Raw genomic sequence first — 13,855 nt, 5'->3', positions numbered from 1 at the left:
TGTCGAAAGACAGGGCTTTTTTTTATTTGCAAAACAGGCAGGCGTAAAATTATCATCCATATATCAGACAAAAACATAAATAGGTTATATTTTTTTTGAAACAAAAGATCATAATTATCGTTAAGATACTAGTATTCATTTGCTAAATATTATTTATACAGCTCAAACTGAATTCTATGATTAGAATATTTACTTTATCAGTTCAATTTTTTCTTATTTTATTGTTGATCTCAAATTCATTTTCTTCAGAAGGGCAGAGAACGAATTTTAGATTTTATCAATACAATAAGGAGAATAAACTCAATGAAGAATTGGTTAAATCCTCCCGGCAGGATTCTTTGGGTGTATACTATTTTGCCACCGATGATGGAGTATTATTCCTGCATAATGATAATTTTGTACCACTCATTTTACCGGAAGGGAAATCAAACTATTTTAAAGAATTGTTTAAACGGAAGAGTGGTGAACTTTTGGCTGTTTCCGATGATGCTGTTTATAAAATTAAAGGATCATTTGAAAAAGCAGAGCTGAAATTGTTTATTGAGTGCAATACCGATCCATCTAAACCCAAATACCCAAAGCATTTGTTTGAGGATCAAAAAAATGATTTATGGATTACGGATTATAATCATATTTACAGATATAAGGGAGATACTGTTGAAAAATTCAGGATGGATGAAAAAAACCTGACCTCTTCTTATATCAGATCTTTTCAGTTTCTGGAATGCGACAATGGAAATTTGATTGTAGTTTCTCAAAAGGGATGGTTTTATAATTTTGATTCTCAAAACAATACATTTACCGAATCAGATTTTAATCTGAATCTAATAATTCATTCTTCTTTTAAAATCGGAGCCAATGAATTTTTACTGGGCACCTCTGAAGGTATTATTAAGATTTTATTTGATTCACAGGCCAAAGTAATTAGGGAAGATGTGATTACAGAAAATATTATGGCATCTTGTTTCGCAAGGATTTCTGATAATAAAATATTAATTGGAACATGGTTTCAAGGTCTGGCAGAGCTTGATATCGCTGATAAGTATTCTGTATCCAATGTTGGTGGCTTCCCTTATTTTACGGTTAATGATATCTTTTTGGATGATTTTGGAAAGTATTGGGCATCCACAAATTCCGGAGCAGTACTTATGGAAAAGAAATTCTTTTCATATCAATTTCAATCGTCGAATTCGGAATATATTGCATCTATTGATCTATCTGATGATGGGAATGTAAATTTTGCCGGTACAATGAGCCTTTTCAAGGTGAATGATAAAAAAGACATTGAAAGGTTGCCAGTCAATTTTGAGGGATCGCTTCATGTTTTTAAGAGTTTGGGAGATTTAAAACTAATAGGCACTGAGCAAGGTCGGTTATATGTTTTTAAAGGCGAAGATTTACTTTTGGATATAGCCGTTTCAAATCAGGCAGTTACCAGTATTCAGATTCCTTCGGAACAAATTGCCTGGGTAGTTGCCAACAAAGAATTATTTGAGGTTAATTTATCGACAGGTAAGGTGAAGAGTTATCTTGATTCATTTCGGGGGAAGCGCATAGTACAGGATATCTGTTTAGATTCAAAGAAGAATCTTTATATAGGCGGGGAGTTTAAGCACTCTTATTTGTTTAAATATGATCTTGCCAAAGATGAGATTATTAATATCAGCAAACCAATTTCATTTGCAATAGGTGAAGATTTTTGGGTGATAGATCTTGAGATGAATAAGGATACGTTGTATATGGGCACTTCGGAGGGTTTGTTAAAATACACCGAAAATCTTGTTGAGAGAGTTGACTTAGGAGAAATGTCAAATAGTGAAGTTAATTCTGTTGCAATTGACAAACAAAATTCAATATGGCTGACAACAAGTAAAGGAGTAGTTCGTAAGCAAAAAGCAGATATTTCCTTGTTTACACAGGAGCAGGGCTTGCCTTCAAAAACATTTATAAACCGAAGTTTACTGGTTGATTCGAAAAATTATTTATGGGTAGGAACTTCTAATGGTATTGCTTTTGCATCCGTATCAGGTTCTATTCTGCCAACTCCTATGCCATTAGTATATTCAGCAGATAACGAAGGGAAGCTTATTCTTCAAAATAATTCTGTTTCGATGAGGGCTAACTCCATGTTGCTATTGGATGTTGCAGCCAGTATTTATCCACAAAAACAAAATAAATTTCAATATTGCACAATTAATGCCTCTCAAAAGAATCTTGATTGGAAAGAGTTATCGGCAAAAAATCAAATTTTACTATCAGACCTAAAATCAGGAGACTATAAAATTTGTATACGCGGAAAGCATGAAGGAAATTATACATGGAGCGAACATCGTATTATTCCGCTTGTAGTAAAACAGGTTTGGTATTTAAGCTGGTATACTATTCTCACAGAAATTTTAATCGTATCATTTCTGATATATTTAACGAATGAATACAGTAAAAGAAGAACAAAAATGAATTTGTTAGCACTTGAGAAGATTGTCTCTGACAGAACAATTCAGCTGCAAAATGCAAATGAGAGTTTATCGACTGCGAATATTGCAAAAGATAAATTTCTATCGATAATTGCTCACGATCTAAGGAATCCATTTAATGCCATTCGCGGGTTTTCAAGGATTCTGATTAAGGATTCTGATAGTTTGACGGAAGAAGAAAAAAATGAGCTGATCGAGACCATATACAGAAGTTCTGATGATACATTTAAGCTTTTGGAAAGTTTATTGGAATGGGCCAATGTTCAGAAGGGAAATTTTAAATTAAATGTGGAAGAGTTTGATTTGAAATCTCTTTTAGAGAAGAACCTGAGTATTCATAAGAGTTTGGGATTGTTAAAAGGGCTTGAGGTAAAAGGTGAATTTGATCCAGTAAATGTGAAAGCAGACAAAGCGATGATAGATACTGTGATTCGGAATCTAATGTCGAATGCAATTAAATTTTCATTTTCTGGTCAAACAATTACATTAAGTTTGAATCGGACAAATGGTTTTGTTGTGATTAAGGTTTCTGATCAGGGAATTGGAATGACGGAAAAGCAATTGGAACAACTCTTTAAAATTGATACAGTGTTTACCAGCGAAGGTACTGCAAATGAATCGGGTACTGGATTTGGACTAATGCTTTGCAAAGAATTTGTAGAATTGAATGGAGGTGAAATTTGGGCGGAAAGTGTAAAAGATAAAGGGACAAGTTTCTTTTTCTCAATTCCCAAAATAAAATAACTGAAATCCAAGAAATTCTTTCATGTGTTCCAATAAAATTTCAATCTGCAATAATAATACCTCTAAAAGATAATATTTGTAGGTTTTAGCGTCTGTTTTTAATGCAATTCGTAATTATTTCCTATTTTTGCCTTACAACTTAAACAATAAGGATTTAATTTCCTGAAACACATTCACTAAAAAGATATTAAAAATGATTACACGTTTAGATCAAATCATTGATGTTCTTAAAAACCGCGAAAAGAAGCGTTTGGTAGCTGCTTATGCAAACGATTCTCATACTATTGGAGCTGTAAATGATGCAGTACAGCATGGTATTATCGATGCGACATTGGTTGGCGACAGGGAAACTATTGAGAAAACTTGTGCGGAACACAATTTTGACATCGCTAGGTTTACTGTTATTCACGAACCGGATGAATTGAAAGCAGCTCAAAAAGCAGTGGAGTTGATCAATAACGGAGAAGGTGATATGATTATGAAAGGCCTTGTTAGTACAGATAAGTACATGAAGGCAATTTTAAATAAAGAAACCGGACTAATGCCTCCGAAAGCAGTTTTAAGTCATGTTACTGTTATGGAGAATCCGAATTACTACAAATTAATGGTAGTAAGTGATGTGGCTGTTATTCCTCAGCCCGATTTAGATCAGAAGATTGCCATCACCAACTATGTTATAACCGTTGCACGTGCTTTGGGTATCGAGAAACCTAAGGTTGCCTTAATAGCAGCTTCGGAACAGGTTTTGCCAAAAATGCAGGCATGTGTCGATGCAGCCATCATTTCGAAAATGGCCGATCGCGGTCAAATTAAAAATGCTTATGTTGACGGCCCTTTGGCAATTGATGTTGCTATTGATAAAGAATCTGCAGAGATTAAGAAATTGGATTCGATGGTTGCCGGTGATGCCGATTGTATGGTGTTTCCAAACATTGAAGCGGGTAATGTATTTTACAAGGTGAACACCAAATTGGCAAATGCTGAGCTGGGAGCAATGGTTGTTGGTGCTAAATGCCCGGCAATTCTTTCTTCCCGCGGCGATAGCGTCAAAACCAAATTGTATTCTATCGCTTTGGCGGCTTTGGTGGCTTCAAAATAAGTTACAGGTGTCAGGTAGCAAGAGCTGTGTCTTGTCTTGATTCCTGATGTTTTTCTCACATTTTAATCTCAGATCTTAAAAATATGTCCCCAATACGTTCTCTCGATCAAATGGTCGAATACCTTCGCGAAAGCGGAAAGAAAAAGAAAATTGCTGTTGCATATGCACAGGATCCAAATACCATTGGCGCAATTGCCAAGGCCATAGCAGAAGGGTTTGTAGAGGCTGTTATGATTGGCGATGAAGCTGAAATAAGAAATAAAGCTAAAGAGGAAGGAATTAATCCCGATGTATTCACGATTGTTCATATTCCCAACGATGTTGCCGCAACAGCTGAGGCCGTTCGCATGGCACGTGTCGATGAGGTAGATGTTGTGATGAAAGGTTTGGTAGGTACTGATAAATTTTTGAAGGCAGTCTTAAACAAAGAGCATGGTTTGTTGCCGCCAAAAGCAGTAATGAGCTACGTTTGTGCATTGGAATTACCTAAGTACGACAAACTTTTGTTTGTTTCGGATACAGCAGTATTGCCTTTTCCTGATCTGAACCAGAAAATTGCTATGGTGAACTATTCGGTAAAAATGGCCCGGAAGTTTGGGATTGAAAAACCAAAAGTGGCCTTGATATCGGCAACAGAGAAACCAAATACAGCATTTCCGTCAAGTATTGATGATACCATTATTTGCAAAATGGCTGATCGGGGTCAGATAAAAGATTGCATAGTTGATGGACCATTGGATGTGTTTTTGGCTTGCGATCCTGCTTCTGTAGAGATCAAAGGAATTCCAACACCAATTAAGGGCGAGGCTGATTGTCTGGTGTTTCCATCATTGGAAGCCTGCAACTCTTTTTACAAAGGATTAATGCTGTTTGCCGGTGGTGAGTTGGCTGGTTTAATTCAGGGAACAACAAAACCGGTTGTGGTGATGTCGCGAAGTGAGAGCGAAAAATCAAAATTCTATTGTATTGCACTGTCTGTTTTAATGGCGGATTAATACAATTGGTAATGATCAATAAATAATTGAAGAGGCGCGATGTATCGTGTCTCTTTTTTTGCGTAAAGAATTTTAACCACAAAGAAAACCGAAGGCATTCACAAAGTGGCACAAAGGCTAAAATAATTATACCACAGAGGTACAGAGAAAAAGGGTTGTATTGCTTGTGTTATTTAATAATTATTAATTTGCAACATCAAATTCACAAAAGAGATCCTATCCTAAGACTGTGTTGGACTCCGTGTCTCTGTGGTGTAAAATAATCGGTGAAGCGTAAGAATTTTAACCACAAAGAAAACCGAAGGCATTCACCAAGTGGCACAACGGAAAAAATAATTATACCGCAGAGGCGCAGAGAAAAAGGGTTGTATTGCTTGTGTTATTTGATAATTATTAATTCATAATTCAATTCCTATCTTTGTTAAATGACAAAAGAAAAACCATACTGTCTGATGCCCTGGATACATTATCATGTAGGAAATGCCGGGCGTGTAAAAGCCTGTTGTGTTGCCAATATTCCTTACGGAGATTGCAATACCCAGTCTTTTTCAGAAATATGGAATGGCGATGCCATAAACGAATTGAGAGCCAGATTTGAAAAAGGAGAAAAAGATTCCCGCTGTGCTGTTTGTTACCGTTTAGAGGAAGCTGGAGGGAAGAGCATCCGTCAGGAAACGCACGAAAAGTTTGGTGCCGATTTTCATGAGAAGGAAATAAATTTGCCATTTACTTTTGACATCCGTTTTTCGAATGCCTGTAATTTTGCCTGCCGCACCTGCTGGCATGGCGCCAGCTCAGGATGGTTTCCCGAAGCCAAACAAATGAAACGTAATTTAGGTGAGAAAGCTTTACTGCAGAATATTCAGGACTTTGATGCGTTTATTGCAGAAACAGGTGAAGCTTTGCTGCAGGCCAAAGAAATTTACTTTGCAGGTGGCGAGCCTTTGGTTACCAAAGAACATTACCTTTTGCTCGATTGGCTAGTGAAAAATAAAGCCACACAAATCCATTTGCGCTACAACACCAACTTTTCCGTTTTACAAATGGGAGAGTACAGTGTATTGGATTACTGGAAACAATTTTCGAAAGTAGAAATATTGGCCAGCATTGATGCACATGGCAAATTGGGGGAATACATCCGAAAAGGATTCAATTGGGAGCGGTTTTTGGCGAACAGAGAGCAAATTCGTACTTACAAAAACATTCGTTTCTTAATTGCCCCGACCATTTCGGTTTTTTCCATTTTGAATTTGCCTGCTTTGTACCAAATTTGCCTGCTCGAGCAGATTATAGAACCCGATGGCCTCTACATTAACATGCTCGACCGCCCCTTGCATTACAACACTAAAGCACTGCCTGAAAGCAGCAAACAAAAGGTGGTTGCAGCCTTTCATCAATTTTACCAATGGGCAGCCAAAAAGCAGATTCCCCAATCGGTTACCAATCAATTTAAAGAATGCGAAGCCTATATGCTAAGCGATGATTTCTCGAAACAATGGAAAAACTTCCAAAAAGAAACTAAAATTTTTGATGAGATGAGAAATGAAAGTGTAGATAAGGTTTTGACATTTTAATTACTTCACTGGAGGTAATTCACCCCTCTGTCTTCGGCATCTCCCCTTAAAAAGGGAGAATCGGTTCGCTTAGTCATTTTGTCAATAGTAGTATCTTCCCATTGTAAGGGGAAGGGGTGTTTTCATGTGAAATCTGATGTTTCAATTTAATTTTTACTATGCACACGATTTTTATACATCCATAATTTATTCTTCCTCATGCTTACCAATAGTGATTGGTGTGCCTTTAATTCCCGCGTAAAAAACAATGATCTCGGCTGGTACAGTGCCCTCGTTTTTCCCGTAATGCCATTGGTTTACTAATTCAACAATGGATTCACCAGCTTTAAGGTGAAGCGTGTCCTTGGTTTCACTAATTACAGTTAATTCACCTTTTAATAAAACGCCTGCATTAATTTCAGGATGTTTATGCAGCTCCAGTTTTGTTTTGGGAGGGATAGTTATTTTCAAAATAGTTACTTCTGCATTGCCATCAGGATATTTTGGAAGGGGAGTGCCATTCCAGCTCTCAGATGTTTTGCTTAAAGTAATAACTTCGGTCTTGCTTGTTTCACTGGTATTGCAAGCAAACAGCAGTAGACTTGAGAAAGAAAACAGGATCAGTAATTTTTTCATTTTAAAATAGTTTATTGATTCAAAATTGTTTGTAAAGGCTTCGATTCATGATCCACAAGGGAGGTCTGACGACTTTGCTAAATTTGTTGTTCAATTTCAGTGAGTTGACTTCTCAAACTGCCTCCCGAACCGGGTATGATTTGAAGAATGTTCATTTTTCTTATTTTTATGGAACACACAAGATAGCAAAATCAGTTAAAAGTACTTCAAACAGAAAGTGCCTTAAGTCGAAATCAATGACAACTTAAGGCACTTTTTAATTTTAATTGTTAGAGGCTGTAAGGTCTTTTTGCTTTTTCCTTGAAACTTGTTTCTTGTAGCTTTAGTTCTACTTGTCAAACTGCTTGGCCTCTTCCCAAATTTCATCCATTTCTTCCAGATTCATGTCTTTTAGGTTTCGTCCTAATTTCATGGTTTTACTTTCCAGATAATTGAATCGTCTGGTGAATTTTTGGTTGGTGCGTTCCAGTGCATTTTCAGGATTTACACCATACAAACGTGCCGCATTAATCAAGGAGAAGAACATATCGCCAAATTCGGCTTCCATTTTGTTCTGATCGCCATTGATAATTTCTTCCTGCAATTCCATCATTTCTTCTTTCACCTTCTCCCAAACCTGCTCTTTTTCGTCCCAGTCGAAGCCTACACCTCGTACCTTATCCTGAATTCGGTTGGCTTTTACCAAAGCTGGCAGACTTTGCGGAACACCTTCCAAAACCGATTTGTTACCGTCTTTTTCCTTTAGTTTCAGTAGTTCCCAGTTTTCTTCTACCTCTCTGGCATTGGCAACTTTGGTATCGCTAAAAATGTGAGGATGACGATAGATGAGTTTTTCGCTGATGCCATCACAAACATCAGCAATGTCGAAATCGTTGGTTTCAGAACCTATTTTGGCATAGAACACAATGTGGAGCAGAATATCGCCCAATTCTTTCTTTATTTCCTGATTTTCACCCTTTAAAATGGCATCGGCCAGCTCGTAGGTTTCTTCAATGGTCAGCGTTCTCAGACTCTCAAAGGTCTGCTTTTTATCCCACGGACAGCTTTTGCGAAGCTGATCCATGATATTTAATAAGCGCTCAAAGGCTTTTAGTTTTCGATCCATTTGTTCTGCATTTTATATTCGAAGATCAAATCTACAAAAGTATTTGGGAGTTTTGGGATTTATTTGGATTGTAAATAAATGTTGGGGAGAGTAAAAATCAGCTAAACGAATCATTTGGTAGTTGGCGACTTAATAATCACGCGTTGTACCAATTTAAATTCAAAAGCAACTTTAAATAAAATGGAATTAGTTTTTGTTAGGTCAAGGCAAATTACTCACAGATGTTGTAGTTTAGCCCCGAAAAAGACTGGAGTAAAATTTCAGATTTAAAACAGTTAAATTTAGGGTATGAAAAGACGTTGGACATTAGAAGAAAAACTAGCCATTTTAAGCGAGGCAAAAACTGGTAATGTAGTAGAAGTTTGTAGAAGGCATAATGTTAGTACTGGAGCTTTCTATAATTGGAAAAAGAAGTTCGATACCAAAGGCGAAGCCGGCTTAAGAGTTAAATATGATAACAGCAGTCCAGAAATGAAGAAAGCTGAGGAAGAGATTCGGATTCTACGCAAGCTTTTAGCAGACCGGGAAATTGAATTGGAAATTCAGAAAGAACTTCTAAAAAAAAAGTTTGGAACAGACGATCCAAGAAAGATTTAGTAGATTATTTTCGCACAAAGTATTCTGTTAACATCAACGCTCTGCTAAGGTACGTAGGCCTCTCAGAGAGTAGCTGCTATTATAAAGAAAAGCCAAATGGTAGAAAAGGTCCTTTGCCTTCCAAGCAAACAAAACATAGTAGTGATGGCCTGGTTGCGGAAAAGATTGTCGTTGAATCGATAAAGGACATATTGAAGCATGAATTTATAGATTGCGGTTATCGAATAATGACTAAATATCTTCAACGCAAAGGTTATGATATCAATCACAAGAAAGTATACCGAATAATGAGTAATACTGGTCTTTTAAAGCCTAATTCAAGAATTAAAAGAAGTGGTGGCGGGCGTAAATTCGTTAAATTCCGAAAGGTATATACAAGCCATCCTATGGAGTGTCTTGAAATGGATATTAAAATGATTTGGATTCCCAATATGGGAAAGAACGCTTATCTTTTATCGGTAATTGATGTTCATACTAGAAAAATATTAGGTTATACTTTTGCATTCAATGTAAAGCAAAAAGAGGTGATTGAATTATTATCAACAATTATCGATGAATATCCAACTCCAGAATCTCTGATAATCAGATCTGATAATGGAAGTCAGTTTATTGCTCGTAATGTGAGAGATTACATTCATTTGGTCGGGTTTGAACAAGAATTTACTCACGTGGCAACACCTGAAGAAAATGCGCATATTGAAGCTTATCACGGTACTTTAAAGAGAGATATCTTTGACAGAGTCGATTATCGTACTTTCGGTGAAATACAGCAGATTATCAAAAGATATGTGCCATTCTATAATAGTGAAAGATTACATGGTTTACTTGGGAGAATTACTCCAATTGAAAAGTGGAAGCAGGATCAGCATTTAATTAAAAAGCTCGGGAAAATAGCTTAGTATTATTAAATTTTGACAGAGCCTGAATCGCTCTATAAAATGAAAATTAAAAAATAGAATAAAACTCTAGGATATCAGGGGTCAAAACATGTTGTAATTTTGAGACAACTGAAAACTTATCAATTCAACAATCTTAAAATTTTTGGAAGTTTAATGTTTGTTAGGGTGAAGTAGGTTTGTTCTTGTCTTAATTTTCTCCCTACGTTCATTGGTATGAGAGATTCTTTCCATCAGTGATTACCTGTGAATAAGTCTGTTTAATTATCAATGATTTATGTAATTGGATCCTGAATTTTAAACTAGTAAGTCACCATAAACAGGTAATGTAAATTTAAACTCACAACCTTCATCTGTTTTGTTTTCCAACCAAATCTGCCCACCCTGCATTTCTACAAACTCCTTGCAGATTAATAAACCCAAACCAACACCTTTTTCATCTGCTGTTCCTGGTTTGGAAATAACTTGTTCAATGTTGAAAATATTGCTTTTTTCAGATTCGCTTAATCCGATACCTGTATCTGAAATTGTTATTTCAATATAATTATTGTCTTGCAAATAGGAATAAATATTAATTTCACCTCCTTCATTTGAGTATTTAATTGCATTCGAGATAAGATTTCTAAAGATTGTTTCGACCATGTTTTTATCTGCGTAAGCAAAAATATTTTGAGAATGGAAACACCTTAGAGTAATATCTTTGATTTGGATAGAAATTTTTAATTGTTCGATAACTTCCTTAGTTATTAGATCTAAATTACAAAAACCAGGATTGCACGAAATATGATTTGTTTGTGAAAGTGCCCAGTTTAGTAGGTTATCAAGTAGTATGTAAGCCTTTTTTGATTGAGAAGATATTTGTTTAATTTGATGTTTAATTTTATCAATATTATAAGTGCTGATATTCTCGATTAAAAGATCTGCAAAACCAATAATGCTGTTAAATGGATTACGTAAATCATGAGCAATAATGGAATACATCAAATCTTTCATTCCTATTGCTTTCTCCAATTCAATTGTTCGTTCTTTTATTTTGTTTTCTAATTCTTCATTATAGTCAGTGAGATAATTAAAAAGATCATTTTTAAATACTAAGCCTATAAATGTGTCATTTTTACTAACAGGTAATACATCCGAGTTGTCAAACTTCATACTCGATAGAACTTTCTCAATAGATTGTTCGGAATCAATAAGTGTTTTAACGGTAAGGCAATCAATTGCCAGTGTTCTAGGTTTTTGTATAATGTCTATAGGTGTTAAAACACCATAAAATTTCTCCTCATCCTGAACAACTATTGCATTGTTTTTAAGCAATAGATTTTTAATTTCATTGATTCCAGAATAGGGATTAGTGGTAATAAATTTTTTTCGTATTAAATGTTCAACTTTCATATAAGTTCATCTTCGATAGTAGTATAAGTAATTGTTACTTTAAAATCAACTTTAATTATTTCAGAAGGAGACACAAATGGAAAAACGTTTTTAATCAATATTGCAAGAATCTTATCTTTAGACATTTTTGTTAAAATTCTATTGTTAACAAAAACGCAATCGATGTTTTCATGGTCTGTTTCAACAATCTCAAATCCATTTGGAATTAAAAGTTCAAATGACTTTGAGATTCCATTTTTACCATGAGGTGAATTTATTCCAAGAACCAAAATATCCTCAAAGGGTGGAAGTTTAATTTCTTCGAAACTTAATCGTACTGAATATTTTATCGGTGATTCCATTATTTATTAGTTTTTTTGTCCGTTATTAGTTACATGTACTAAGATAAATAATAATATTTAAAATTGAACCAAATTGTTTTCTAGTCTGATTGGCAAATAAGGTGAAAAATGTGATTCTTTTAATTTTTTGTAAAATTACGGCTAAAGTTGGGCTAATGCAACCCATCGCCCCATTTTTATCTTCATTAAAAAGTGCGAATCTCTTTTAAGTTAAAAGTGCTGAGTAAAGGTTCTGCCGCTATGTTATTGCACTTGGTGTTGGTTATTTGATTACAGCCATGTTTTCTTCAAAAATTGCACTAAGGGTTTTTCGTAATCCGATAAACTGAGGGGGTCTGAAAGTTTAATTTCTATTCATTTAAATTCGCAAAAACAGACAAATAACTTAATTTGGAATGTTGCAAAGAGGGAGTTGTCATTTTTAGTTTTAGGAACTTCAGATTAACGTGGGTAGGCTTGCGTTAACTATTTAATAAATTTCTTTCTTGTTTTTTCAATGACGATTGAGCTAATCCAATAAATATCACTTTTTTTATTTAAGTCATTATATCTGCTAAAAAATACGAATTTTTCATCTGGAGACAATGATGGGCAAGTTTCACTAAATTCAGTTGTATTAATTAATCCTTCTAATTTTCGTGGTTTTCCCCATACGTTTTCGTTATTCTTAAATGCAACATAGATATCTCCCCGAAAATTAAAAAGAATAAAACTTTCATCTTTAGAAACTGATGGATGCATACCAAATGGAATGCCGGCATTTTCTGTTACCTTATATTGATTGTTTTCAAGCTTAGATTTGTAAATTTTAAAATTGGATAGATTTGAGTAATACATTGTATTATTATTTGTAAACGTAGCCCAAAATACCCGTGTGTTATTAACAGGTGAATCTAATAATATTGGTAGAGACCACTTGGAATTTTCTTTTAAGGAAACCCAAAGCCGCGTTGTATCATTAACATCTGAAGCAAAATATAATTTTTGCCCGTCAGGGGTGTAGAATGCTTCTTGTTCATTACTGTTATTGCCTCTTAGGTTGGCTGTTTTTGGAGTTGACCAGCTGTCATCATCAAGTTTTCGGGTAAGCATTAATCCATCCCCTGGTTTTGTTGCAGTAAAAAATATTTCATTGTAATCCGGCGAAATAGCCAGACCATATTCATATCTGTCTGCAATGGAAATTAGTTCTTTGGCAAAAATTTTTGGAATAGTATCTGGAGGATTATCAAATATTTTCAAATTTACCTCATTATTTTGGGCGTAAGCAGCAAGAGTATTTATAATGACAAAAAGGATAAAAGTGACTTTGTTCTTCATGATTTCTTTAATTTATTGTATTCAATCTATTTTGTGAACGAAAGGTCTGGCTGCGAAAAGTAAGAAATTCCACTAGTCCCGATTCATTATCAGCGGTCGTTTCCGAAATGTGGAGATAAGGATAATTTTAATTTGTGTCTTTCACGTAAGGTCACTGGTAAGCAATGTTATTCTGAAATTTAACCTAAAATTACTTTTGCATAATTCCGCTTGCAGGTTCTAAAACTTCAGTATTCAATTGGCTTGAAATATCGCTTGCCGCTTCACCAATAAAGCGTCCTTCTCCTGATAAAAGTTCAATATTTTCGTTGGGCAAAACGGCCAACAGTTTGTAAACAATATTGGTTTCGTTTCGGGTGATGGAGAGAACAGCCATTCCTGTGGTTTGGCGTACCCGGATAATTTGAAGGTGGTGAATTTGGGCGATACTTTCCCATTTCCCTGTTTTGTATGCAAACAGACCGATGTATTTTTTGATCCGTTTCTTTTTATTATCAATTAAAATGCCTGTGCGGATAAATAGTAAGGGGATAGACAAAAGAATAGCCACAATACCTGCAAATTCAGACATAATTATAGCCAGTATGCCTATCAGCAATAAAATAACACCCAGCATAAAGAAATTGGGAGGCAGTTTTCCTGTTGTGTATTTTAAAATCATAGCCTAAGGGTTAATTGTACCGAAAAGGTAATTAATCTATTT

General features: G+C 35.2%; 12 protein-coding genes. 6 read left to right on the top strand and 6 right to left on the bottom strand.

The genetic code is table 11. The annotated features are described in order from the left end of the window. Positions 1 to 176: 176 nt before the first annotated feature. The 4 genes from GQR60_RS17960 (at position 177) to GQR60_RS17945 (ending at position 6,886) form a co-directional block, all read left to right on the top strand. Positions 177 to 3,218: a sensor histidine kinase gene (locus GQR60_RS17960; RefSeq protein ID WP_124994262.1), complete on the top strand. Its 3,042-nt coding sequence runs from the start codon at positions 177 to 179 to the stop codon at positions 3,216 to 3,218. A gap of 193 nt (positions 3,219 to 3,411) precedes the next feature. Beyond that, positions 3,412 to 4,317 carry a bifunctional enoyl-CoA hydratase/phosphate acetyltransferase gene (locus GQR60_RS17955; RefSeq protein ID WP_124994261.1) on the top strand — a complete coding sequence of 302 codons (906 nt, stop codon included), beginning with the start codon at positions 3,412 to 3,414 and terminating at the stop codon, positions 4,315 to 4,317. An 83-nt stretch (positions 4,318 to 4,400) separates the two neighbouring features. Further along, complete coding sequence (locus GQR60_RS17950) at positions 4,401 to 5,312, top strand: phosphate acyltransferase (RefSeq protein ID WP_124994260.1); 912 nt, start codon at positions 4,401 to 4,403, stop codon at positions 5,310 to 5,312. A gap of 425 nt (positions 5,313 to 5,737) precedes the next feature. Then, positions 5,738 to 6,886 (top strand): twitch domain-containing radical SAM protein, encoded by a 1,149-nt coding sequence (locus tag GQR60_RS17945; RefSeq protein WP_124994259.1) that lies wholly within the window; start codon positions 5,738 to 5,740, stop codon positions 6,884 to 6,886. 186 nt (positions 6,887 to 7,072) lie between these two features. Here GQR60_RS17945 and GQR60_RS17940 read toward each other — a convergent pair whose 3' ends face one another. Together GQR60_RS17940 and mazG are read right to left on the bottom strand one after the other, a co-directional pair. Continuing rightward, entirely contained in the window at positions 7,073 to 7,501 is a 429-nt protein-coding gene (locus GQR60_RS17940; RefSeq protein WP_124994258.1) for a cupin domain-containing protein, read from the bottom strand. 328 nt (positions 7,502 to 7,829) lie between these two features. Beyond that, a complete protein-coding gene (gene mazG, locus GQR60_RS17935) occupies positions 7,830 to 8,606 on the bottom strand; it encodes a nucleoside triphosphate pyrophosphohydrolase (RefSeq protein WP_124994257.1) in 777 nt (258 codons plus the stop codon). A gap of 288 nt (positions 8,607 to 8,894) precedes the next feature. Between mazG and GQR60_RS17930 the strand changes: the two genes are divergently transcribed. Both GQR60_RS17930 and GQR60_RS17925 read left to right on the top strand, forming a co-directional pair. Continuing rightward, the gene (locus GQR60_RS17930; RefSeq protein WP_124994256.1) at positions 8,895 to 9,203 is read left to right on the top strand and encodes a transposase; all 309 of its coding nucleotides are present in this window, start codon (positions 8,895 to 8,897) and stop codon (positions 9,201 to 9,203) included. After that, a complete protein-coding gene (locus GQR60_RS17925; protein WP_306598984.1) occupies positions 9,140 to 10,102 on the top strand; it encodes an IS3 family transposase in 963 nt (320 codons plus the stop codon). Before GQR60_RS17930 ends, GQR60_RS17925 begins: the two co-directional genes overlap by 64 nt. A 294-nt stretch (positions 10,103 to 10,396) precedes the next feature. On the opposite strand, the gene GQR60_RS17920 is transcribed toward GQR60_RS17925, so the two are convergent. From GQR60_RS17920 to GQR60_RS17905, 4 genes are all read right to left on the bottom strand, one after another. Next, complete coding sequence (locus GQR60_RS17920; RefSeq protein ID WP_124994254.1) at positions 10,397 to 11,491, bottom strand: ATP-binding protein; 1,095 nt, start codon at positions 11,489 to 11,491, stop codon at positions 10,397 to 10,399. Then, positions 11,488 to 11,832, bottom strand: a complete 345-nt coding sequence (locus GQR60_RS17915; protein ID WP_191991646.1) for a hypothetical protein — start codon at positions 11,830 to 11,832, stop codon at positions 11,488 to 11,490. Before GQR60_RS17915 ends, GQR60_RS17920 begins: the two co-directional genes overlap by 4 nt. 465 nt (positions 11,833 to 12,297) lie before the next feature. Further along, positions 12,298 to 13,152 carry a TolB family protein gene (locus tag GQR60_RS17910; RefSeq protein WP_124994253.1) on the bottom strand — a complete coding sequence of 285 codons (855 nt, stop codon included), beginning with the start codon at positions 13,150 to 13,152 and terminating at the stop codon, positions 12,298 to 12,300. A 190-nt stretch (positions 13,153 to 13,342) separates the two neighbouring features. Then, a complete protein-coding gene (locus GQR60_RS17905; RefSeq protein ID WP_124994252.1) occupies positions 13,343 to 13,813 on the bottom strand; it encodes a hypothetical protein in 471 nt (156 codons plus the stop codon). Between the last annotated feature and the right edge of the window lie 42 nt (positions 13,814 to 13,855).

Source organism: Labilibaculum euxinicum (assembly GCF_009795715.1).
Classification (GTDB): domain Bacteria; phylum Bacteroidota; class Bacteroidia; order Bacteroidales; family Marinifilaceae; genus Labilibaculum; species Labilibaculum euxinus.
Note: the sequence above shows the minus strand (reverse complement) of the source record. Positions and strands in the feature narration are given on the sequence as shown.

What these genes read in the sequence shown, in the direction of transcription:
- GQR60_RS17960 (WP_124994262.1), top strand. Translation starts at nt 177, where the DNA reads ATGATTAGAATATTTACTTTATCAGTTCAATTTTTTCTTATTTTATTG.
- GQR60_RS17955 (WP_124994261.1), top strand. Translation starts at nt 3,412, where the DNA reads ATGATTACACGTTTAGATCAAATCATTGATGTTCTTAAAAACCGCGAA.
- GQR60_RS17950 (WP_124994260.1), top strand. Translation starts at nt 4,401, where the DNA reads ATGTCCCCAATACGTTCTCTCGATCAAATGGTCGAATACCTTCGCGAA.
- GQR60_RS17945 (WP_124994259.1), top strand. Translation starts at nt 5,738, where the DNA reads ATGACAAAAGAAAAACCATACTGTCTGATGCCCTGGATACATTATCAT.
- GQR60_RS17940 (WP_124994258.1), bottom strand. Translation starts at nt 7,501, where the DNA reads ATGAAAAAATTACTGATCCTGTTTTCTTTCTCAAGTCTACTGCTGTTT.
- mazG (WP_124994257.1), bottom strand. Translation starts at nt 8,606, where the DNA reads ATGGATCGAAAACTAAAAGCCTTTGAGCGCTTATTAAATATCATGGAT.
- GQR60_RS17930 (WP_124994256.1), top strand. Translation starts at nt 8,895, where the DNA reads ATGAAAAGACGTTGGACATTAGAAGAAAAACTAGCCATTTTAAGCGAG.
- GQR60_RS17920 (WP_124994254.1), bottom strand. Translation starts at nt 11,491, where the DNA reads ATGAAAGTTGAACATTTAATACGAAAAAAATTTATTACCACTAATCCC.
- GQR60_RS17915 (WP_191991646.1), bottom strand. Translation starts at nt 11,832, where the DNA reads ATGGAATCACCGATAAAATATTCAGTACGATTAAGTTTCGAAGAAATT.
- GQR60_RS17910 (WP_124994253.1), bottom strand. Translation starts at nt 13,152, where the DNA reads ATGAAGAACAAAGTCACTTTTATCCTTTTTGTCATTATAAATACTCTT.
- GQR60_RS17905 (WP_124994252.1), bottom strand. Translation starts at nt 13,813, where the DNA reads ATGATTTTAAAATACACAACAGGAAAACTGCCTCCCAATTTCTTTATG.